The sequence below is a fragment of the Edaphobacter sp. FHG110511_03 genome, assembly GCF_059115365.1.
In genome coordinates this window covers 209,466-231,538 of sequence record NZ_JBZYWL010000006.1, presented here as the reverse complement: position 1 = coordinate 231,538, position 22,073 = coordinate 209,466, and the positions used below count along the sequence as shown (strand labels likewise).

General features: G+C 54.8%; 24 protein-coding genes and 1 riboswitch. Of the genes, 12 read left to right on the top strand and 12 right to left on the bottom strand.

Features of this window, described 5'->3' with window-relative positions; genetic code table 11:
* Positions 1-62 precede the first annotated feature (62 nt).
* On the top strand, positions 63-473 hold the full coding sequence (locus AC5S26_RS23385) for a hypothetical protein (RefSeq protein ID WP_494187362.1): 411 nt from the start codon (positions 63-65) through the stop codon (positions 471-473).
* On the opposite strand, the gene AC5S26_RS23380 is transcribed toward AC5S26_RS23385, so the two are convergent.
* The 6 genes from AC5S26_RS23380 to uvrB all read right to left on the bottom strand — a co-directional run bounded on the left by AC5S26_RS23380 (position 470) and on the right by uvrB (position 6,338).
* On the bottom strand, positions 470-1,432 hold the full coding sequence (locus tag AC5S26_RS23380; RefSeq protein ID WP_494187361.1) for a carbohydrate kinase family protein: 963 nt from the start codon (positions 1,430-1,432) through the stop codon (positions 470-472). The two genes, AC5S26_RS23385 and AC5S26_RS23380, sit on opposite strands and share 4 nt — an antisense overlap.
* A 65-nt stretch (positions 1,433-1,497) precedes the next feature.
* The gene (locus tag AC5S26_RS23375; RefSeq protein WP_494187360.1) at positions 1,498-2,268 is read right to left on the bottom strand and encodes a dienelactone hydrolase family protein; all 771 of its coding nucleotides are present in this window, start codon (positions 2,266-2,268) and stop codon (positions 1,498-1,500) included.
* Between the two features lie 63 nt (positions 2,269-2,331).
* The gene (locus AC5S26_RS23370; protein ID WP_494187359.1) at positions 2,332-2,970 is read right to left on the bottom strand and encodes a YdcF family protein; all 639 of its coding nucleotides are present in this window, start codon (positions 2,968-2,970) and stop codon (positions 2,332-2,334) included.
* Positions 2,967-3,401: a response regulator gene (locus AC5S26_RS23365; protein WP_494187358.1), complete on the bottom strand. Its 435-nt coding sequence runs from the start codon at positions 3,399-3,401 to the stop codon at positions 2,967-2,969. Before AC5S26_RS23365 ends, AC5S26_RS23370 begins: the two co-directional genes overlap by 4 nt.
* Before the next feature lie 145 nt (positions 3,402-3,546).
* Positions 3,547-4,338: an ABC transporter substrate-binding protein gene (locus AC5S26_RS23360; RefSeq protein WP_494187357.1), complete on the bottom strand. Its 792-nt coding sequence runs from the start codon at positions 4,336-4,338 to the stop codon at positions 3,547-3,549.
* A gap of 11 nt (positions 4,339-4,349) precedes the next feature.
* Positions 4,350-6,338 (bottom strand): excinuclease ABC subunit UvrB, encoded by a 1,989-nt coding sequence (gene uvrB / locus AC5S26_RS23355; RefSeq protein ID WP_494187604.1) that lies wholly within the window; start codon positions 6,336-6,338, stop codon positions 4,350-4,352.
* Between the two features lie 40 nt (positions 6,339-6,378).
* Between uvrB and AC5S26_RS23350 the strand changes: the two genes are divergently transcribed.
* Positions 6,379-6,966 carry a histidine phosphatase family protein gene (locus AC5S26_RS23350; RefSeq protein ID WP_494187356.1) on the top strand — a complete coding sequence of 196 codons (588 nt, stop codon included), beginning with the start codon at positions 6,379-6,381 and terminating at the stop codon, positions 6,964-6,966.
* On the opposite strand, the gene AC5S26_RS23345 is transcribed toward AC5S26_RS23350, so the two are convergent.
* Both AC5S26_RS23345 and AC5S26_RS23340 read right to left on the bottom strand, forming a co-directional pair.
* Entirely contained in the window at positions 6,902-8,233 is a 1,332-nt protein-coding gene (locus AC5S26_RS23345; protein WP_494187355.1) for a voltage-gated chloride channel family protein, read from the bottom strand. The two genes, AC5S26_RS23350 and AC5S26_RS23345, sit on opposite strands and share 65 nt — an antisense overlap.
* A gap of 12 nt (positions 8,234-8,245) precedes the next feature.
* A riboswitch (Fluoride riboswitch) is annotated at positions 8,246-8,320 on the bottom strand.
* Positions 8,321-8,354: 34 nt separating this feature from the next.
* Entirely contained in the window at positions 8,355-9,587 is a 1,233-nt protein-coding gene (locus AC5S26_RS23340; protein ID WP_494187354.1) for an FAD-dependent oxidoreductase, read from the bottom strand.
* Positions 9,588-9,722: 135 nt separating this feature from the next.
* On the opposite strand from AC5S26_RS23340, the gene AC5S26_RS23335 reads away from it, so the two are divergent.
* From AC5S26_RS23335 to AC5S26_RS23320, 4 genes are all read left to right on the top strand, one after another.
* Positions 9,723-10,646, top strand: a complete 924-nt coding sequence (locus tag AC5S26_RS23335; RefSeq protein WP_494187353.1) for a VWA domain-containing protein — start codon at positions 9,723-9,725, stop codon at positions 10,644-10,646.
* A gap of 130 nt (positions 10,647-10,776) precedes the next feature.
* Positions 10,777-12,438, top strand: coding sequence for a M20/M25/M40 family metallo-hydrolase (locus tag AC5S26_RS23330; protein WP_494187352.1), 1,662 nt, complete (start codon positions 10,777-10,779; stop codon positions 12,436-12,438).
* A 24-nt stretch (positions 12,439-12,462) separates the two neighbouring features.
* On the top strand, positions 12,463-13,200 hold the full coding sequence (locus AC5S26_RS23325; RefSeq protein WP_494187351.1) for an HAD family hydrolase: 738 nt from the start codon (positions 12,463-12,465) through the stop codon (positions 13,198-13,200).
* Positions 13,201-13,380: 180 nt separating this feature from the next.
* On the top strand, positions 13,381-14,328 hold the full coding sequence (locus AC5S26_RS23320; protein WP_494187350.1) for a hypothetical protein: 948 nt from the start codon (positions 13,381-13,383) through the stop codon (positions 14,326-14,328).
* A 26-nt stretch (positions 14,329-14,354) separates the two neighbouring features.
* On the opposite strand, the gene AC5S26_RS23315 is transcribed toward AC5S26_RS23320, so the two are convergent.
* Both AC5S26_RS23315 and AC5S26_RS23310 read right to left on the bottom strand, forming a co-directional pair.
* Complete coding sequence (locus AC5S26_RS23315; RefSeq protein ID WP_494187349.1) at positions 14,355-14,813, bottom strand: chemotaxis protein CheX; 459 nt, start codon at positions 14,811-14,813, stop codon at positions 14,355-14,357.
* Between the two features lie 2 nt (positions 14,814-14,815).
* Positions 14,816-15,205 (bottom strand): response regulator, encoded by a 390-nt coding sequence (locus AC5S26_RS23310; RefSeq protein WP_494187348.1) that lies wholly within the window; start codon positions 15,203-15,205, stop codon positions 14,816-14,818.
* Between the two features lie 133 nt (positions 15,206-15,338).
* On the opposite strand from AC5S26_RS23310, the gene AC5S26_RS23305 reads away from it, so the two are divergent.
* The 6 genes from AC5S26_RS23305 (at position 15,339) to AC5S26_RS23280 (ending at position 19,752) form a co-directional block, all read left to right on the top strand.
* Positions 15,339-16,094, top strand: a complete 756-nt coding sequence (locus AC5S26_RS23305; RefSeq protein ID WP_494187347.1) for a flagellar hook-basal body protein — start codon at positions 15,339-15,341, stop codon at positions 16,092-16,094.
* A gap of 19 nt (positions 16,095-16,113) precedes the next feature.
* Complete coding sequence (gene flgG / locus AC5S26_RS23300) at positions 16,114-16,902, top strand: flagellar basal-body rod protein FlgG (RefSeq protein WP_494187346.1); 789 nt, start codon at positions 16,114-16,116, stop codon at positions 16,900-16,902.
* A gap of 142 nt (positions 16,903-17,044) precedes the next feature.
* Positions 17,045-17,461, top strand: a complete 417-nt coding sequence (locus tag AC5S26_RS23295) for a flagella basal body P-ring formation protein FlgA (protein WP_494187345.1) — start codon at positions 17,045-17,047, stop codon at positions 17,459-17,461.
* Between the two features lie 194 nt (positions 17,462-17,655).
* A complete protein-coding gene (locus tag AC5S26_RS23290) occupies positions 17,656-18,234 on the top strand; it encodes a flagellar basal body L-ring protein FlgH (RefSeq protein ID WP_494187603.1) in 579 nt (192 codons plus the stop codon).
* A gap of 49 nt (positions 18,235-18,283) precedes the next feature.
* The gene (locus AC5S26_RS23285) at positions 18,284-19,420 is read left to right on the top strand and encodes a flagellar basal body P-ring protein FlgI (protein ID WP_494187344.1); all 1,137 of its coding nucleotides are present in this window, start codon (positions 18,284-18,286) and stop codon (positions 19,418-19,420) included.
* Complete coding sequence (locus tag AC5S26_RS23280) at positions 19,417-19,752, top strand: hypothetical protein (protein ID WP_494187343.1); 336 nt, start codon at positions 19,417-19,419, stop codon at positions 19,750-19,752. Before AC5S26_RS23285 ends, AC5S26_RS23280 begins: the two co-directional genes overlap by 4 nt.
* A gap of 63 nt (positions 19,753-19,815) precedes the next feature.
* Here the strand turns inward: AC5S26_RS23280 and AC5S26_RS23275 are convergent, their stop codons facing one another.
* Positions 19,816-21,159: an inositol-3-phosphate synthase gene (locus AC5S26_RS23275; RefSeq protein ID WP_494187342.1), complete on the bottom strand. Its 1,344-nt coding sequence runs from the start codon at positions 21,157-21,159 to the stop codon at positions 19,816-19,818.
* A gap of 225 nt (positions 21,160-21,384) precedes the next feature.
* Positions 21,385-22,023, bottom strand: a complete 639-nt coding sequence (locus AC5S26_RS23270; protein WP_494187341.1) for a DedA family protein — start codon at positions 22,021-22,023, stop codon at positions 21,385-21,387.
* Positions 22,024-22,073 lie beyond the last annotated feature (50 nt).

Below are 22,073 nucleotides of genomic sequence, written 5' to 3'. Positions count from 1 at the left end.
AATTCATAGATGTCCCAAATCAGGTTCTTTTCTCATGACTTTACTGGAGATACACTTCGATAATGGCTGCTTCGATGTATATCGTGGTTGAGGGGGAAGACCCGGGATTTGACATCTTCGTCAATGGCCGGGTACTCGCCCGAAACGAAGATGCTCTGGAGAAACTCTCCTTGCGTCTGGGCGTTCGCCCTCTCATCGAATATTTTTCTGCAGACGAAAATTCAATGTCGCTGCTGATCGAAGAAGGTGCAGGAAATCGAGAGCTAATGCATCGACTGCCACCGCCGCAATGGTACTCCGCCAAAGACGGCCTAGTGACGGTAGTGGCGCTTGTGGATGCACTCCAGCAAGAACCACAACAGTTAGGCTCAGAGGGTGAACAGGTTCTTGCTGAATTACTGGAATATAAACGAGTGTTGGAGAAGACCAGGCAGCGGGAATTGCGATGGCATCTTGCAGTAAGCTGGCGCTAGCGCCCTACCGGCGAATGTGTCACTTGTGAGATGTGTTCAATCGGGTATCGCGGACCGTTTTCGATCAGCGTCATAATCTCTTCTACTGTCCGAATACCGCCACGTGCTCCCACTGCGCTGCAATTCAAAGCTGCTGCTGCACATGCAAAATCAAGTTGGCGATCGAGCGGCCAATTCTGAAGAAGGCCGAAGATAAATCCGGCATGAAAGATATCTCCAGCACCGGTAGTGTCCGCTACAGGAACACGGTAGGCCGCTGCATGATGAAATTTCCTTCCGTCGAAGGCCACAACTCCATCGTGTCCAAGCGTCGCGGCTGCAAGCTGACAGCCGTAGGTGGAACGCATTGCCTGCAATGCCGTTTCAAGGGTGGGCTCGCCAGTCAATCGTGTTGGGAAGTCACGGCTAACAATAAGATAATCAATATTATTGAGTAATTCTTCAACCCCTGGGTAAAGCTCATCAAGATCCGCGATGACGGGAACGCCTGCAGCGCGCGCCCATCGTGCGGCAAGGGTTGCTGCCGCGGTATCGTAACCATCCACATGAAGAGCGCGAGCATTCACGATCCATTCACGGCTAATTTCCGTAGGAAGCAATGCGACACCTTCGTCGCGGCGCGAAAGGACCGTACGCTCGCCTTCGGCATCGACAAGAATAATGGACTGTTGACTGGCACATCCGGGCGCGGTGAATAGATGGGTCTCGACTCCTGCACGCGCGAACTCGTCGCGGTGGAGCTTCGCAGCGTTGTCATCGCCCAGCTTGCCAACATAACGTGTCTGCAGCCCCCATTGCTGACACGCAATTACGGTCGTTGCCACCTGTCCCCCGGGAAGGATCGTTTTTTCGCGGAACTCAACCTTGGAACCTGGGGAGGGATAGCTGGAAAGTGGGATCACCGTATCCGTAGCATTCAACCCGACGCCGACCAGGTCAACCTTCGACGTTTTCATCATCTTTTCACTGTAAACGAAATAGCCAAAGCCCGTACGAAGAATGACTTTCTATTTTTGCATGCCAGTTAATGGGCGGAGCCAGCGATCAGGTCTCCTTCACCAAGCTTGCGGTGAAACAAATCAAATACGGCTCCATAAAGTAAATTCGCGAGGTCGGGGTCATAACGAGGCCCCTCATCGCGCATGAACGCGTGAGCTCCGTTAACCTCATGCCAGCTGAATCGAATATCAAGTTCGTTGAGCCTCGCCAACACCTCAAGGCGGCCCTTTAGCGGAATATGAGGGTCTTGACGGCCCCAAATCATGAGCAATTCCCCTCGGATGTCGCTTGCGCGCTCTAAGGAGTTATCTTCCATGCCCTTGCCAAGGCTGTGCGAGTGAATATCCGTTGCATAGAAGCATGCCGATGCCAGTACTTCCGGACACATGGCAGCGCGGAAGGCTAGATGACCACCGATGCAGATTCCCATTGCGCCGACACGACCAGTACAGTCCTGACGCGATTGGAGGTGAGCAATGACGGATTTCGTGTCTGCATCATAGCTCTCGATGGTTTTGGACGTCTTTAGGGCGTTTCCACGGTTCGACCCCGCCTGATCGTAAGCCAGAACAGTTCCGGCAGGTTCGAACTCATGATAAATTTCTGGCGCACCTACGATGTAGCCGTGACCAGCAAGAATGGCAGCCATACGGCGGATAGGACCGGTAATCTGAAATATCTCTGAATAGAAGACGATTCCTGGATAACGTCCCGCTGCCATGGGACGAAATATGTGGGTTCTCATTGGCCCGCTGGGCGTATCAAGAGTAACGTGCTCGTCGGAAACAATAATCAAAGCTTAGGCTCCCTCTTTCAGGAAATAATGACGCTAATAGTCCGCTCTCTCCAAAGCATCGCTTCACGTATGAACGGGTAGAAATTGAGATGAGGGAAAGCCATGGACACGAAGTTCAAGGCAGCGCCACGCCTCGACCGAATACAACACAATCTTGTGGTAAATAGCGTACTCTCTGGGCCACTCGGAAGGATGCGTACTCCAATCGAGATTGAGTGAGGGCTGTCGGCGATTGAAAGCTATCAGAATCAGCGAAGTACGGCCGAGGTGATACGGTGAGCTGATGACCTCGGCCGACGACCACCTATGCTGACGCATTAGTTGCGCTGAGTAATAGATGTTTTGAACCGTATTCTGAGCCTGCGGCTCTTCAAGAATATCGGAGGGGGGAATGCCTTGACTGGCCGCGAACTGCGCCATGGTGTGGGCTTCTACAAAATGATTGTGAGCAGGACCGCCCGTCATAATGAGATGAGGCGCAATTCCCGCCTTATATTCCCGAACTCCCTCCAAAACCCGTTCCCGCTGTTCCGGCGAAGGCGTGCCATCAAGTCGCGAAGGAGTTCCAAGGACAATAATTGTGTCGAAGTGCGTTGCCGAGGTATTGTGCCCGGGAATCGTTATGTAATTGCCATAAAGGACAAGCAGGAATACCCAGCCTGCAAGAAAACAAACGAAGAGTGTCTGTCGAAGGAACTTCACGCAATTAAGGTAGCAGAGCTTTCGCTTGATGACACAGATTCGAGGATGCTATGTACCTCTGCAAGCAGTTTGGGGAGAGAAAACGGTTTGGGAAGAAAGCTCCACCTGTGGACTTTCATCTGATCGAGCTGTCCCGCAGACACTACCACTCCAGAGATGATAAGCACACGCAAGGAGGGACGAATCGCTTTCAACTCTCGGGCAAGATCAAAACCTGAGCGTTGCGGCATCGAATAGTCCGTTATGACGAGATCGATGTCTGTGGAACGACTGAAGATCTTCGCGGCACGATCTGCGTCGCCGGAAACATACACACCATAGCCTTCATGTTCGAGAAAGGTACGAATGAGAGAACGGATGTCCGGATCGTCATCGACTACTAGGATTTTGGCAGACTTTCTACTACGGATGAACTGCGGATCAGAATGCATTTGGTCCAACTTCAGTACTCAGGTTCTGTCTCTGTTTTGGATGCACCGGCGGGGCCTTTAATTGCCTGCGCGCTTTTCATCTTTCTTCAATATTAGGACGCGATCGGCTTGTGGATGTGAGCCCGGATAACCAATTTTGCACTCCTTATTCTGTAGGTAAAGTGATGAGCTGTCCCCCTGTGGATCGCTCTGGGTGGATCGCCGTTGCGATATGCGCTAAGCCTTGCGTGAGGGACGAAATTGCGGGAGTGTTTAGATATTCGTCGGGAATGCAATAAACTCTTCGACCACGAACAGCGCGCAAATGGCTCCAGTTGCGCTGAGCAATAACGCGTCTGAGAGGAACGCGGTTTCCCGCGCCGCACCAGGCAAAAATCAACACGTCAGGATCGGCGTTTGCAATCGCCTCAGGAGTGGTTTGATCTCCAGGCTTACCAACAAAGGTTCCGCCGTTGGCATCAATCAGTTCAGCGATCCATCTTTGCGAATGAATCGGTGGCTTACCCCACTCCTCGCAATACACTGTCACTCTTTCCAGGTCTCGTGTAGCATCCCTTCTCGCTGCGAGTGCTCGTTGAAACTCTTCAATGAGTAACTCCGCCTCCGGTAAACGATCGACTTGCCTTGCGATCAACCGCATATCGTCCGCAACATTCTCAAGTGAGTTAGGAGCAAGGGCGAGCAGTGGAAAGCCCGCCTTAAGAATCTTTACGAAAGATTCGATACGATACGGTACAGAGGCGATCACCAGATTCGGATCGATCGCATGAAGCTCTTCCGAATTGGTAGTCCAGGAGTCAGAGACTATCGGAAGGTTTAGCCCCGCAAGCGATGGGAGTGCCTCCAGGCAGTACTTCGTATGAGCGCAGAGCAAATCCAGCCTGCCCAGGGCGGCAAGCGTGAGTGTGACCGAAGGTTGAAGGCTGGCGATACGCACGATTACCTCAGTTAGCTGAACAAAAATTCCTTGGTACGGAGTTCTTTGACGGTATCTCGCAGCTTGGCCGCCCTTTCGAATTCGAACTTCCTGGCCGCTTCGCGCATTTCAACCTCGAGCTTGGCTATATAAATATCGAGGTCCTGCTGTGTCGCGAACTCCGGCATATCGCCAGTCTCTTCGGTCAGATCAGCGTAGTCCGCATTGAGAATCCCCGCCAGCGCCATCTCGGTCGGCCGGATGATGGATCTTGGCGTGATGCCGTTTTCTTCGTTGTAAGCCTCTTGAATCTCACGGCGGCGGTTGGTCTCATCAATCGCTCGCTGCATTGAGTCCGTTATCTTGTCAGCGTACAGAACAGCTCGTCCTTCAAGATGTCGCGCAGCTCGCCCGATCGTCTGGATCAACGATCCTTGCGAGCGCAGGAAACCCTCTTTATCCGCATCAAGAATTGCAACGAGTGAGACTTCAGGAAGATCGAGTCCCTCCCGAAGCAGATTAATCCCGATCAGCACGTCGTATTCGCCCTTGCGGAGATCGCGAAGCAGCTTGATGCGCTCAAGCGTCTCAATCTCAGAGTGCATATAGCGGCAGCGAACGCCCACCTCGGTATAGTACCCGGCAAGATCTTCAGACATACGTTTAGTAAGAGTCGTTACAAGAACGCGTTGGTTCTTTTCAGCGCGATCACGAATCTCCGCAAGCAGATCGTCGATCTGCCCTTTAACTGGGCGGATTTCAACGATAGGATCGGTTAGCCCTGTGGGCCGAATAATCTGTTCGACGACCACCCCGGAAGATTTCGTCAATTCATACGGTCCTGGTGTTGCAGAAACATAAACGATCTGTCCCGTACGGGACTCGAATTCTTCGAAGCGCAGCGGGCGGTTGTCGAGAGCGGAGGGCAGACGAAAGCCGTAGTCGATCAGGTTCTGCTTGCGCGAACGGTCGCCATGCCACATGCCATGAAGCTGCGGAACCGTAACGTGCGATTCGTCGATGAAGATAAGGTAATCGCGAGGAAAGTAGTCGAGCAGCGTCGGCGGGGGCTCGCCCGGAAGGCGTCCGGAGAAGTGCCGCGAGTAGTTTTCGATTCCGTGACAATATCCGACGGACTTGATCATCTCGAGATCGAAACGAGTACGCTGGTGGATGCGTTGCGATTCCACCAGTCGCCCTTCTTTCTCGAGCTGGGCCTCCCAGTCGAGCAACTCGGCTACGATGGAGTCTATCGCCGTGGCCTTGCGTTCTGGCTGCACGACGTAATGGCTCTTTGGATAGATCGGCAGGCGCGAATACTTCTGCTTGACCGAGCCGAACAGCGGGTCGATCTGTGAGAGGGAGTCAATCTCGTCGCCGAAGAGCTCGATCCGGTACGCATTCTCGTCATACGTCGGATACACCTCAATGACATCTCCGCGCACGCGAAAGGTTCCGCGGCGAAAGTCGACATCGTTGCGCTCGTAGAGAATTTCGACCAACCGCCGTGTAATATCCTCGCGACGCACGCGCTGGCCTTTTTCGAGCAGCAGAAGCATCCCGTAATACGCTTCCGGCGAACCGAGGCCATAGATACAGGAGACCGAGGAGACGATGATGGCGTCCCGGCGCTCGAACAAGGAGCGGGTGGCCGATAGCCTGAGTTTGTCCAGCTCCTCGTTGATGGTCGATTCTTTCTCGATGTAGAGGTCGCCGGACGGAATGTAGGCCTCGGGCTGGTAGTAGTCGTAATACGAGACGAAATACTCGACCGCGTTGTTGGGGAAGAATTGCTTGAACTCGTGGTACAGCTGCGCGGCCAGTGTCTTGTTGTGGGCAAGAATGAGCGCGGGGCGGTTCAATTCCGCGATGACCTTTGCCATCGTGAAGGTTTTTCCCGAGCCGGTCACACCGAGCAGGACCTGGTCCTTTTCGCCGGCATTTACGCCCGAAACAAGTTCGCCGATCGCACGGGGCTGGTCACCCTGCGGTTTGTAGGTGGTCGTTAGCTGAAAATCCATCAACACATAAGATAGTGGAAGTGGCATGGAGGTTGCGGAAATGAATGAAGGAACTGAGCTGTGGCTGATTCGCCACGGCGAAACCGAGTGGAGCCTGAGCGGCCAACACACCAGCCGGACGGACATCCCCCTCACGGACCACGGCAGGCGCCGAGCCGAGGAACTGCGGGATTATCTCAAGGGGACGAGCTTCAATGTGGTGTTTGTCAGCCCAATGCAACGGGCCCGGGAGACCTGCAACATCGCCGGTTTCGGCAGCCAGGCCGTGATCGACGACGGCTTGAAAGAGTGGGATTACGGCATTTATGAAGGTAAGACCACGGCCCAGATCCGGGCTGAAGTCCCAGACTGGAGCGTGTGGAAAGATCCGATCATCGACGGCGAGAGCGCCGAGCATGTTGGCGAGCGAGCGGATGGGGTGATAGCGCGGTCCCTGGCAGCATCTCCAGCGGGTGGAAAGGTGGCCCTCTTTGCCCATGCCCACATTCTGAGGATTCTGGCAGCTCGCTGGCTAAAGCTCGCAGCGACGCAGGGAAGCCTGTTTGTCCTTGGAACCGGAAGCGTCAGCGTGTTGGGGTGGGAGCGGGAGACTCGGGTGATTGCTTCCTGGAATCGCGGTTTCGAGTAGGCAGTTTGCGGGCGCTGAGCCGTTGAGCATGATAGATGCCGTGGTGACCGCTGAAGAGATAGCTGACGACGCACGCAATCGCGGCGAAGGCGCCCGCCTCCGGACCAAACAACTCCAATGCCATCAGCCCTCCCGCGATGGGGGTATTGGCGGCGCCCGCAAAGACCGCAACGAAGCCCATCGCGGCCAATAAGGACGATGGCAATGGAAGGATGCTCGAGAGTGCGTTACCGAGAGTTGCGCCAATGAAGAATAACGGCGTGACCTCGCCGCCTTTAAAGCTTGCGCCAAGTGTGAGGGTCGTAAAGGCGAACTTGGCTGCGAAGTCGTACCGGGGCAAGTGTTGCGAGAAGGCCGCCACGATGGTGGGAACTCCAAGGCCGATATACTTTGTTGTTCCGATGGCAAAGACGGCTGCGGCGACGATAGCTCCTCCGATAAACGGGCGCAGAGGAGGGTAGCTGACGTATCGCTTGAAGATTCCAGCGATGGCATGGGTGGAGCGCGCAAATAAAAGCGCGGTAAGCCCGAACGCGATACCCGCAACCATGGCTGCCAGTATCGTTACCGGCGTCAGCGGCGAAGTCTGAGTGACCGTATAGAGGGTGTGATGGACTCCCCAGCGATGGGTTGTGTAGTCGCCGACGAACGCGGCGACAAAGCAGGGGAAGATCGCGTCGTAGCCCACACTGCCTATCGTGAGAACCTCAAGTCCGAAGACGGCACCGGCGAGCGGTGTTCCAAACACTGAGCCGAATCCCGCACTGATCCCCGCCATCAGCAAGGTACGCCGGTCATGTTCGGGAAAGTGAAAATTTAAGCGCCGGAGCAGGCGTGTAACCTGATCGGCCAGTGCGGCTCCGGTCTGAATCGCCGTTCCTTCGCGCCCGGCGGATCCGCCAAACAGATGCGTGACGGCGGTACCCAGAAGAATGAGAGGCGTCATCCGAGCGGGAAGAATCCTGTCCGGAGAGCCCTGGGTGCTGGGAGCCTCGGTGTGAATCTCATCGAGGATGAGATTGTTTCCGCCTTCGACGCACCGTCCGAAGGAGTAGTACATCAGGCCAATCGCAAAACCGGCGAGCGGCAGCAGGCAGATGATCCACCGGTGCGATTCCCGTGTGTCGGTGGCCCAGTTGAGACTTACCAGCAAAAGCGCCGAAGCCGATCCGCCGAGGATTCCTGCGGCCGAGGCGAGAATAAGCCAGCGGAAAGCGAAGCGAAGGGTGTGGAGTTGTTGAGAGAGAGCTCGGACGATCGTGGGCATGGGCCTCCTACAAAGTTCGTAGGAGTCATCAGCATTCTGATCGGATCAGAATGCGGTTAAAGGCGGTACCCCATCGCCTGCTGCATTGTGTCTTTAAGGTTAGCAAGCTAGCCCGCTCAGGTCAAAGTGATTTCGCGTTCCGGTCAATATGCTCGGGCTGAAATCCCATCCCGATTACGCGTGCAGTCAGATATTTGAATCCCGGAATGTGCACGACGAAGCGGACGATGAGCGGGGCACGAACGGGGCCGGGGTTACGCAGGACGCGATTAAGAATCCGATGTGCAAAGACCTGAAATGCCTGGGTTCGACGAACGGCTTTCTCCCGATACTGTTGCACCTGGCTGAGATGATGAGGGGTAAGCGAGTTCGTTCGCAGAGCCTCCGTCAGAATATTGGCTGTTGCGACGGCGTCCTGGAGAGCGATGTTGATGCCTATGCCGCCGACCGGTGACATCGCGTGGGCCGCGTCGCCGATGCAAAGCAGGCCAGGGGAGTGCCATTTCGTGAGGCGATTGACTTGCACTGTGAGCAGCTTGACCTTATCCCACGAATCGATCTCGCCGACGCGATCGGAGAGGAACGGCACGACACGCGCCAGGCTTTCCTGGAAAGCCGGCAGGCCCGCCTGCTGCAGCTGGGGAAAGCTACCTTTGGCGATAATGTATGCGACCTGGAAGTAATCGATGCGATTGATGAGAACGATCAGACGACCGTAATTGACGTTGCCCAGCCCATTCTCGGGATCGGTGGCGTGACGGGGAAGACGGAGCCATAGCACGTCGATCGGTACACCCTCTTCGATCAGTGGAAGGTGAGCGGCCTCGCGGGAGGTGGCGTGGCGGCCATCACAGCCGACCGTGAGCGTGGCGGGAATCTCAACCATGCCATCGGGCGTGCGCGCTACAACGCCCGTGGTGACGCCATTGTTTTGAATGAGGCCGGTTGCCTCCCAGCCTAGATGAAGCGTGAAGGTGGGGAAGCTCACGGCTTCAGAGACCAGGAAATTCAGGAAATCCCACTGCGGCATAAGAGCGATGTATTTTGCGTGCGTCGGAAGATGAGCAAAGTCGGCCAACGTCATGCGGTAGTCGCCAATCCGGCCGGACATATGGGTCAGTTTGGAATGTCGAATGGACAGCAGTTTCTCGAGAAGGCCAAGCTCGTAGAGCAATTCCAGCGTGGAAGGATGAATGGTATCGCCACGAAAGTCGCGGAAGAAATCCTTGTGCTTTTCGAGGACAGTGACGGTGACGCCTGCGCGAGCCAGCAGGAATCCGAGCATGATACCCGCTGGCCCTCCGCCGATGATGCAGCAGGTGGTTTTTGCGATCGTGTCATTCGTCTCGTGCATGGTGCGATGAAGGTAGCAGGGTTGTTTTATAGGGTCAACGGTCGACGGCGGACGGATGATATCGCTCGGGCTAATGGATGACTAGTATTCTGGGTTGCTATAGGTGAGAGAGGGCCAGGTGTGATGCGAATTGCGATGACAACGACAGCTCTCTTACTGACTTCCATGGCGTGTCTCGCGCAGACGATTCCGGAGGATCCGACGACGCTTCATGTATCGGCGAAGGTGGTCGCGGTCTCTGCTGTTGTGAAGGCGAAGGATGGAACGGCGCTCACGGACCTGACGAAAGAGGAGTTCACGCTGAAGCAGGATGGGAAGGAGCAGCCTATACGCTACTTCAGCCGAGGCGACGAGATGCCGCTGAGTATCGTGCTGATGGTGGATGTGAGCGGCAGCCAGCGGACGCTGATCGGCGATGAGGCGATCGCTTCGGATGTCTTCCTTCGTACCATGATGCGGCGTCCCCAGGATCGAGCTGCCTTTGTGCAGTTTGATGCGGAGGTGACAGAGCTGCAGGGTATGACAAGCAATCCGAACAGGATGCACCTGATGATCTCTTCCTTGGGCATGCGCAAGGAAACAGCCGGCGCAACGTTGCTGCATGACGGCGTTTTCGCGGTCACAGAAAGGTTGCTTTCAAAGGTGAGCGGACGTAAGGCAGCCATCCTGCTTACAGATGGTGTGGACGTGGGTAGCCGTCACTCCTTGAAAGACGCGATTGAAAAAGCACAGCGGGAGAATGTGCAGGTGTACTCCATTTTTTATAGTGTATGGAGTGGCTTCTCACCGCCCGCAGGGATGCCCCGGCCATCCGGCGATGGACGCGAGACCCTGAAGCATCTTTCGGAGCGGACCGGTGGTCGCGCCTTTGAAGTCTCCTCGTCGCTAGGTTTACAGGCAATCTTCGCTCGGATTGCAGAGGACCTGAGAACGCAATATGAGCTCGACTACACTCCGCCACCGGACACTGCTCCAGGCCGCATGCACAAACTGGAGGTGCGTGCGAAGCGTAGGGGCGCTACCGTCCAGGCTCGCGATGCGTTCTACGCGGAGCCCTAGTCGCTGTTGGAAACCGTAGGGTGACGTATTTTTTGGCAACACCGGTTACATGCAAGGCACCGCGAGGATGGTAATTCTCGAGGCGAATCATGTTAGATTCGAGCCATCCCACTCTTTCAGGAGAACCGGCATGCGATGGCTGCGCTCGATGTGCGTTGTGGCTGCAAGCGTTGTTTTGGGCAGTGCTTTGGTGTCGGCGGAAGACGCAAACAGTGATCTGGCTCAAGGAAAGGAATGGTGGGCGGTTGTTCAGTCGCTGGCAAGTGACTCCATGCGCGGGCGCCTTACCGGAAGCGACGATTATCTGAGAGCCGCCGCTTATGTGGTCGATCAATTTAAGGCGTACGGTCTCGAGCCCGCAGGAGTGAACGGCGGTTTCTACCAGCCGGTCAAGTTCGATGTGCAGCGGGTGCTGGCGGAGAAATCGTCGATGAGCCTTGTCGTTGACGGCAAGGTTGAGCCGCTGACGCTGGGAACGGACGTTGTTCTTGGTGCGCGTTCAGCACAGGTGGATCACGTGGATGCTCCGCTGGTGTTTATCGGGTATGGACTGCACTTGCCGGAGACGAAGTATGACGACTTCGATTCATCGGCGGTTCCGTGGAAGTCGCTGAAGGGCAAGATTGTTGTTTACATCAACGGCGGTCCAGCCGACCTGCCGGGGCCACTGAAGTCCTATGCCCGCACTGCTCCCTTTGCGAAGGCGCTGCGAGATGCCGGGGCGGTGGGAGTGATCGCGATTCCGACACCGAAGTCGATGGACTTTGGATGGCAGCGGGTTGCTAGTGGGGCATCGCAGCCCGGGATGAGGCTGGCGGCGACTCCCGATGCTGCTGCGGTGGCGGCGAAGCATCCGGCGCTTGCGGACGATCATGGGGCGATGTTCTCCGCCACGTTCAATCCAGCCGAAGCGGGGAAGCTGTTTGCAGGAACGGGCCACACCTTTGCAGAGATTCTGGCTCTTGCAGATGCCCAGAAGCCGCTGCCGCGATTTGCTCTGAACAAGAGCGTGCGCGCGACTGTCGTGGGCGAACTCAGTCAGGTTGAGTCGCCGAACATTGTTGCGAAGCTGGAAGGCTCTGACCCGAGGCTGGCCAAGGAGTATGTCCTCGTTTCGGCTCATCTGGATCACCTTGGTGTCGGTGCTCCGATTCATGGCAAGACGATCTACAACGGTGCGATGGACGATGCTTCCGGTGTCGCCAGCGTGTTGGAGACGGCAAAGGCATTCAGCCAGGCAAAGACGCGGCCGAAGCGGTCGATTCTGTTTGTCATCTTCACGGCGGAAGAGAAGGGCCTGCTCGGCTCGCGATACTTCGCCGGTCATCCCACGGTTCCGGAGAGCGCGATCAAGGCAGATCTCAATCTGGATATGTTCATGCCGCTGTTTGCGCTGAAGAAGCTGCATGTCCAGGGGTTGGAGCAATCAACATTGGCCGTGGATGCGAAGAAGGTTGGCGAGGAGCACCATATCGTCATCGCACCGGATCCGGAGCCGGACAGGAACTCGTTCATTCGGACCGATCAGTACAGCTTCGTGCAGGCCGGTGTTCCGGCGCTTGCTTTCAAGTTCGGATGGGAAGCGGGATCGCCGGAGTACAAGGCTTGGCGCGGCTGGCTAGCGGAGCGCTACCACTCGACGGCGGACGACCTGTCTCAGCCTGTGGACCTGGTTGCGGCGGCGCAGTTCAACAGCTTCTATGCCGACCTGGCCAGAACGGTAGCGGATAATCCAGAGACCCCGCATTATCTGGAGACGAGCTTCTTCCGAAGATTCGAGAAGACCAGGTAGAGGCAAAAGCAATAAGCTGGAGTTATGGAACCTGTGACTCCACGGCTTATTGTCTTCGACCTCGACGGTACCCTGATCGATTCCCGCCAGGACCTTTGCAACTCAGTCAATGCGATGCTTGTGCATCTGGACAAGCCGAAGCTGCCTGACGAGGTGATCGCTAGCTATATTGGCGATGGTGCGTCCATGCTTGTTCGGCGTTCTCTGGGCGATCCCGAGGGTGACGCTCACGATGAAGAGTACGTCTCGGACGCGGTGCATTACTTCCTCGAATATTACAGAGTTCACAAGCTGGACTTTACGTACGTGTACCCCGGAGTGATGGACACGTTGGCGGCGATTCACACGGCTCTGCCGGACACGTTGATGGCAGTCCTCACCAATAAGCCAGTGAACCCGTCTCGAGTCATCTGTGACCACTTTGGTCTATCTCAATACTTCTTTCAAAACTACGGTGGAAATAGCTTCCATACCAAGAAGCCGGACCCTCATGGCCTGACTACTTTGATCTCAGAAGGCTCAGCACTTGCAGGTTCGCCCATTCATCCGGCAGAGGTCCTTATGATCGGAGACACCGACGTCGACGTGCTTACGGCGCGCGCGGCAGGAGTAATCTCTGTCGGGTGCAGTTTTGGCTTGGCTCCGGAACGGTTAGCGGCCGCGAAGCCGGACTTTATGGTTGATTCTCCACTCGGTTGGTTACAAGCGGTGGGCCTATCCACCAGCGCTAATCTCGCAAAGTCATCAAACCAATTGAGATAGGTTCGAATTTTCTTGGGCTTCACAACAAGTTTCCCGCTGAAATCGCGCGCTTTCCTAAGTCATACGCCTTCGTCTACTTAAATGGCAGATGTAAAGGCTTGCCTCACATCGCCAAAACAAGAAACAATAGACAGGTCTTGGCTGTTTCTAAGACTTCTTAGTTTTGCAGGAGTTATCCCTTTGATCTTCAAGTCCTTGCTTTCAATGTCTTTCCTGGCCCTTTCGGCCAATCTTTGCCCAGCTGCTCAGCTTTCGAGTGATGCCAAATCGGCAATTCCCCGTGACATCCAGCAGATCATCTCCGTCGATTACCGGGCGATGCAAAACTCTCCGGCAGCAATGGAGCTAAAGGATCGCGTTCTTCCACCTGAGCTCGGACGCCTTGAAAGAGCCCTCAAAACCTCGGGCTTGAAGGTCGATCAGGATGCGGATGTTCTCACTTTTGCTGCTTTTCGCGATGGCTCCTCATCTCAAGGCTCTCACATTATGGGAGTAGCACAGGGCCAGTTTCACACACGTGAGATTTTGGCGAATTTCGCCAAAAATAAGGTCAAGCCGACCATGCTGCGCAATAACAGCATCTATCCCATGGGTTCGAATGGGATGAGCGTTGTATTTCTAAATCAAACTACGATGGTCTTTGGCGACCGCACGGCAGTCCAGGCGGCGCTCGACGCGCGCGATGGCCTCACCGCGAATTTTCTCTCCAATAGTGACATGACCAACGAGATGCTAGCTGTGGAACAACGTGCCGTGTGGAGTCTTCTCGACCAAAAAGGAACACAGACGATGATGCGCTCTGTGCTTGGAGATGCTTCGCAACTAGCGGACTACGACACAGTTCGCAATCGGATGAAGAGCTCCCGTTATACGATGGACTTCCAAAACGGCGTTAAGTTCGACATGGCCGTTGTGATGAGCGATACGATGACCGCGGCAACCTGTGCCACACTTCTCAAGGGCGTTTCGCTGTTGAAAAAAAACCAGGGGAGCCCACTGGAGAAGACTGCTCTCGATCAAACCACGATCGACTCCAATTCAGGCACTCTGGTTGTCTCCTATTCCTCTTCTGACAGCCAGTTTGCTTCTCTGCTTACCTCTTCCCTCTTCCAGTCAGTCGTAAGATAGGGCTTCCCTGCGAATCGAAAGGCTAGTCAGAAGGCCATGTATACACCAAATACATGGCCTTCGAAACAATAGAATCTGCGAAAGCCTCCTTCAAAGAAGCCGCCAGACTCGGCCGTTGGGTGCGTAGATATTGTTGGTGGAGAGATGGCACAGATTGCTTCGTCAGATCCAAGCTTGCTCTTCCAACCACCAGCAATCATGTTGCATAGCTCGCCGATCGCATCTTCGATCATGGGGCTATCAGACTCCGAAACGGCTCCGAGCATAACTCCTGCCGTAACCTGAGCGACGATACGGCTTGCAAACAACACGCACTCTCCGCGAATCGATCCGGAGAACAATATCCGGGCTGAGATAGAAGGATCGACGATGTCGGCTTTCTCTGTGGGCGCACAGTCTCGCTCCAGCATCATCTCAAAGACCTCCGAGACTGCCGAATCAAGTCTTCCGACCCAGTCGAGGTCCTGGATCTGCTGCACTGTCATATCTAGGCCGCCTCGAGCAATGGCACCACACGCGCCTTTACCTGCTCCGCAGTAAACGGTTTGCAGATATAACCTTGTGCCCCCGCGGCAATGGCTCGCAGGACAAATGGTTCGCTTCCCTCTGTCGTGATCATCACGACAGGAACTCCGACCGCAAGCTGCTGATCACGCCTGGCTTCAAGGAATTGCAAGCCATCCATAACAGGCATATTGATGTCGCTGATGATAAGGCCAATTTTCATCGTACTTGCCGCATCGCCACGCAGGATTTCAAGTGCCTCTTCTCCGTTAGAAGCCTGCAATATTTCCAAAAAATCAATTCCAGACTGCCGTAGCGCCCTTTCAATTACCTTCCTCATCACTGCCGAATCGTCAATAATTAATGCTCGCACCTGCCCTCCACGGTCACTGCTGCTCTTGAGCTTCTATCGGCTTGAACCGGGAAATGCTTGAGAAGATATCAAGCTTAGGCTCCTCTAACCTGAAGCACCCTACTTTGGCAGACAACCTGCTTTATCCCTTCGCATGGATAGCGGACTATATGCGGCATATACAGGATTGATGGCGCGGACGCAGGCACTCGATACCGCCGCCAACAATCTCTCCAATGCAGGCACCAACGGATTTAGGGCCCAGCGTGATTTTTTTCGCGGTGTTCTAGTGGACAGCCTTCGGCCAAACTCTCCTGAAGCTTCGCAGATAGGTCACACCGTGAACGATTTTGGCATTCTCGGTGGAAACGCCCTTGACCTTGGACAAGGGCAGATTGTGACTACTGGCAATCCGTTGGATCTCGCGATCCAAGGCGAAGGATTTTTCGCAATTAAAACAGCGAATGGCGTTCGATACACGCGTGATGGAGCGTTTAGGCGATCTCCGGCCGGAATTCTTGAAACCGGTCTCGGAGAGCCAGTGCTCGATGCCAAGCAACAGCCCATCGCAATTCCTTCCGGATCCATTCATATCTCTCCCGATGGGAGCGTATCCGTCTCAACTCCTGGAGGAAGCGGGATCGTGGGGCGGATTGAAGTCTTTGATTTCAGCAATCGATACGCGCTGACAGCAGAAGGAACGAATCGCTTCACCGCCAATGGGGAAAAGCCAATCACAGGCAGCGGCGTGATTGAGCAAGGGTCAATTGAAGGTGCAAATCAGGATGCCATCCACGGTTCAATGCAACTCGTCCTGGTTCAGCGCCAGGCAGAAATGATGCAGAAAGCCCTCAGCGTCTTCAATAACGAATTTGACAAAACGGCGACGGAAGAACTGCCGCGCGTTTGAGTTTACCAAGGAGAACAGCATGATCCGAGCTCTCTATACGGCAGCCAGCGGAATGAGTGCCCAACAAGCTAATTTGGACACGGTAGCCAATAACCTCGCAAACTCGGCGACCGCAGGGTTCCGGCGCCGCCGTCTTCAATTCGAAGACATGATCTATCAGAACATGATTACGCCGGGATCTCCGCAAAGTCAGCAAACGACTTCGGCAGGGCTGCAAATCGGCTTGGGAACCCGATCGGCGGCGACCGAAGTAATCATGACACAGGGGGATTACAACCAAACCTCAAACACTTACGATATTGCCATCCAGGGGAGCGGATTCTTTCAGATTTCGCGGCCCGATGGCACGATCGCTTATACGCGCGCTGGAAACTTCCATCCCACGAATCAGGGTCAACTCGTAACGGCAGATGGTGATCCTGTACTGCCTTCTATCACGATTCCTTCGAATGCCAAAGATGTCATGATCTCCCAATATGGCGTAGTCTCGGCGACCATCCCCGGGCAGGCGACACCAACACAGCTCGGCACAATTCAACTGGCCACATTTGCCAACCCGGGCGGCCTTCAATCGATCGGAGGAAATCTGTTCTTGCAGACAGACGCATCTGGGGTTCCCATCACGGACACTCCTGGGGGAAATACCGGGATGGGAACCCTCCAGCAAGGCTATCTCGAAGGTTCGAACGTTGATGTCGTCTCAGAATTCGTGCAGATGATCCTGGCGCAGCGTGCTTATGAGAGCAACTCCAAAGTCGTGCATGTCGCCGATGATATGTATTCGCAGATCAATGGTCTCGTTCGTTAGGATCTCCATGAGCGTCTTGATTCTCAAAAAGAGTCTCCCGATTGCGATCAGTCTTGCCTTTGCAGTTAGCTCGACTGCATATTCCTTGGAGTCCGTTTGCGTTCGCACTCCTTCCATGGCCGTCAGAACAATCAGATCTGACGTGACCGCTTCTATGCTGGCACAGAAGGACGGCTACAGGATTGCGAAAGTCCATTGGGATCCTCTGTTGAACCAACGATGGGCGATCATTACAAGCTGCGGTCATCCGGATAGACCCTCTATTGCAATGCCGTTGCCCGATTTGGCGCTGCAGACTGAAGTCTCTCTCCTCGGCAACCATGTGAGCAGCAGCCCATGGATGCAGTCTCCATTTCCGATCATCCATGCAGGGGATCTCGTACAGTTGCAAATTCAGAACAACAACATACGCATCGAAGTTGCCGGCAGAGCAGAAGAAAATGGGGCCATCGGCAACAAAGTCCGCGTACGACTGCTCCACCCCGGCTTCGATACCAATCAGGAACAGACGTTGCGCGGAATCGTTCGCGGTCCTGGCCATGTGGAGATCGAACCATGAGAGTCCGTTATCAACGAGGTCAAGGCGAGACGCTGACGAGGAGAACTTTTTTGGGTTCCAGAAACGCAGTTTTCTTGGTGTTAATGATGCTGTCGCTTACGACTTCGTTATCGGGTCAGCTTGCAACGATTAAAAACCAGCTTCATCCTAAGCCAAACGTGGCAGAGGTCTCTTTGGACTCGTATCTTGCGCGGGTGCGGGCTGAGAACTCAGCTGTACAGGCAGCTCCAGGGTCCATATGGATAGACAGCGGTCGGCTAACTCGAATGATGGCCGATGTGCGAGCGATGCGCCCACACGATCTGATCTCCGTGATCGTGGATGAGAATCTCGCTGCGTCAACAGATGGCACGGTGAAAAACTCACGAGCTTCGAATGCCAATTCTCAGGTCTCGGCTCTCTTCGGAACGCTTCACGCAGGCAATGCCCTGCAAAATCTGGTCAATCAAAGCTCTGCAGCTGGTTTGAACGCACAAGGAACCAGCGCGACGAACTCCAGTCTGAGCACGATCCTTGGTGGTCACGTTATAGAGGTTCTTCCGAACGGAATGCTCGTGATCGAAGCCGCGCGGCAGGTGGAATTCAGCCAGCAGACGCAGACGATCGTACTTCATGGTGTTGTTCGCCCTGAGGACATCTCTCAACGGAACCAGATCCTTTCCACCGCGATCTCCAGCCTCGAGCTTGAAGTTCGCGGCAAAGGGATCATCACCGATTACACGCATCGGCCGAACGTTATAGTTCGGTTGCTGCAGCGCGCACTGATCTTTTAGATCCAGAGAGCTGGTTATGATGGCGCATTTACAGATATTTTCGGCGAAAATGAAGCTCTTTCACAAAAACATGCGGTGGATCGAATGCGGGATGCTGCTGCTGATCACAGGTTTGGGGAGCCATCTCGCTGCCGTCGAAACCGCCCACAGCCAGAAGCTCGCACGCGTGAAGGACATCGCTTCGATTGAAGGTATACGGGATAACCAGCTGGTCGGTTACGGAATTGTGGTTGGCCTGCAGGGCACGGGAGACAGTCAGCAGACGACCTTCCCTACCCAGACCCTGGCATCTACTCTTTTGCGCATGGGCGTGAGCGTTCCGGCCGGAGCAATCCGTGTACAGAATCTTGCCGCAGTATTTGTCTCGGCAACATTGCCCCCCTTTGCCCGCTCTGGCACAAAGTTGGACATCACCGTTTCTTCTGCCGGAGACGCCCGCAGTCTCGAAGGCGGACTCCTTCTGATGACACCGCTCTACGGCGCTGACGGCAAGATTTACGCCCAGGCGCAAGGGCCTCTAGTGGTGGGAGGATACGCGATCAGTGTCAACGGTAATGTAAAACAGATGAATCATCCCAACACAGCTAGGGTTCCCTTCGGTGCCATCGTTGAGCGCGCGGTTCCACTTGAGATCGAAGGCAAGAATCAGTTCTCCTTGCTGTTGAACGATGCTGACTTTCGTAGCGCCGAAGCCGTCGCCGATACTATCAACCGCACACTGAATAGGGCTGCAGCTCATCCAGTCGACAGCCGCAGGGTTGTTCTGTCGGCAAGGCCTGGCGAAGAAGTTCCAGCCTTTCTCGCTGAGGTCGAATCGATTGAGGTTCCCATCTATCCTCGAGCCAAGGTGATCGTCAACGAGCGCACTGGAACAGTGGTAATCGGAGGAACGGTTGTGCTGCAGCCCGTGTCTATCTTGCATGGAGGGCTCGCAGTCAACGTTGTGAGCGAGTTTCAGGTATCGCAGCCGGGTCCATTCTCCAACGGAAACACGAAGGTCGTGCAGCAGACCAATGTCGATGCATTGGACAAGCCGGTCAACCGGATCGAGCTGAAGCAAGGGGCGACCGTAGACGATCTTGTCCGCAGCCTTCAAACCATTGGAGCATCCGCGCGAGATGTTATCTCGATTCTCCAGGCGATGAAGTCTGCCGGGGCGCTAGAAGCGGAGATCGAGGTTCTATGATGAATGTCCAGGACGTTACAACGCACGGTATTCTCGATAATGATCTGCGCAACCGCGCGAAGCTGACCGATGCAGCTCAGCAATTCGAAGGCATGCTACTTCAGGAGATGTTGAAGCCCTTACGTTCAAATGAGGACAGCTGGAGTGGAGATGAGAGCTCCGACAGTGGGTCCGATACGATCAACAGCTTCGGGGTTGAAGCCGTCGCGAAGGCGATCTCGAAGAGTGGTGGCCTTGGTATCGCACGTCAAGTTATTCAGCAGGTTACGGTTGAGCATGACAAAACTCACGCCGCAAAAACATCCAATGTCGCCTTCACCCATAGCCGATAATAAAAATATGGCGGCTGCAAATCATGCTTGCAGCCGCCATGCTACTGCGCTTTGGCCGGAACTTTACTCTCCGTAATAATTCAGACCGAGATGTGTAATCAGGTCTTCGCCCATGATGTGGCGAAGGGTGTTCTTGAGCTTCATGTTCTGGATAAACAAATCGTGCTCCGGATAGACGCCGGGGGCCGAATCTGGGTCCTTGAAGTAGAAGCTGAGCCATTCCTGAATCCCCAGTCCGCGAAGCGACGGCGTACGTGCGGCCAGATCCATAAAGAGGATCAGGTCGAGAGCGAGCGGAGCCGCAAGAATGGAGTCGCGGCAAAGGAAGTCGACCTTGAGCTGCATCGGATAGCCAAGCCAGCCAAAGATGTCGATGTTGTCCCAGCCTTCCTTGTTGTCGCCGCGGGGGGGATAATAGTTGATTCGAACCTTGTGATAAAGGTCCTTGTAGAGTTCAGGATGAAGCTCAGGCTGAAAGATGTGCTCAAGCACGCCAAGCTTTGAGACCTCTTTCGTTTTGAACGAATCCGGATCGTCCAGAACCTCGCCATCCCGATTCCCGAGAATGTTGGTCGAGTACCAGCCTGCAACGCCAAGATTGCGTACCTTGAACGCTGGGGCAAGCACAGTCTTGATGAAGGTCTGCCCGGTCTTGAAGTCCTTGCCGCAGATAGGAGCGTTCATCTTTTTCGAGAGCTCCTGCAAAGCAGGGATATCGACTGTCAGGTTTGGCGCCCCATTTGCAAAAGGAATTCCCTCTTTAAGCGCAGCCCACGCATAAAGCATTGATGGAGTGATCGACGGATCATCCTCAACAAGGCCTTTTTCAAAAGCCGCAAGCGTCTGATGGACAGGCGCCTGTTCCATGTAGATCTCGGTTGAACCGCACCAGATCATGACCTGACGATCGGTTTTACTTTTGAACTCCGCAATATCATTGCGAATCTGGTTGGCGAGGTCGCACTTGTTTTTGCCGATTTTTACCTTCTTGCCTTCCAGGCGCTTGACGTAGTGCTGGTTGAATGCTGCAGGCAGCGGCTCAATGGACTCCAGAAAGGGACGAATCTGCTGCAGTTGATCGTTATCGAGTACCTGAGCCGTCTTGGCCGCGTCGTAGAGATTACCGCCGAAGATGTCCCAGCCTGTGAAGACCAGGTCATCGAGCGAGGCGAGAGGAGCAAAATCCTTGATCAGTGGGCTCCGGGACTCTGTGCGTTTGCCCAGACGAATGGTTCCCATCTGCGACGTGGAACCGATGGGTAGAGCAAGACCGCGCCGAATCGCTTCGACGCCGGCGATCAAAGTCGTGGCAACGGCTCCCATGCCGGGAATCATGACACCTAATTTTCCTGTGGCTGGCTTGATGCTGGATGCCGCTTCATTGGGCGCGGCGTGGGGTGTAGACATTGCGTAACGATACCCTTCTGTTGCGATTTTTCCGTATGCGCGGAAGAGCTAGTATCGCTTACTGGCAACAGGTGGCGCAAATAAAACCCAATGTTTACAAGTCTTTAGCGGTAACTCGAATATGCGCTCGTCAACGTAATTTGCTGCGATTGCAAACCATGTCACCGTCGAGGAATGTTGGAAAGATTCCGTCCAGTTCGAAGAGCACGGACGAGTTGCTTCTGGTTAGGAGGCTTCTGTGCGGATGCGGTTGCGCCAATGTGTCCAAACGAACCAGACGATTCCGACGACTAGCACAATCTCTACTGAGAGGTGAAAACGATGAAAGATTTCCTTGAAACGCGGATCGGACTCCCAGCGATCTCCTAACTTCATGCCGACATAGGCGAGCACGTAGCACCACGGCCAGGAACCGATAAACGTGTACGCGTGAAACCGAAGTTGCGGCATTCGTGCAATGCCGGCAGGAAGAGCAATAAAGGTACGGACGACGGGAAGTAGTCGCGCAAGCAGGACAGTGAGTCCGCCGAAGCGCTGAAAGAAATGCTCCGTGCGGTCCAGGTCGTGGCGGCTGAGTAGGACATATCGTCCAAAGCGCTCGACGGCGGGACGTCCACCAATCGCGCCTAACCAGTAAGCAGGGATGGAACCCAGGTTGCAGCCGATCGCACCTGCGGTAGCGACCCAGAACAATTTGAGTTGACCTGTGTGCACAAGATAGCCGGCAAAGGGCATGATGATTTCAGACGGCAGCGGGATACAGGCAGACTCGATGCCCATCAGCAGCGCGACGCCGGCATAGCCTCCGGCAGAGATAACGGAAATAATGAATCCAGCGAGGATGGTGAGGATCTTCTCGGACATGCAGTCGCAGTATAGCGGGTGGACGCATACGCTGTACGCTAATATGGAGA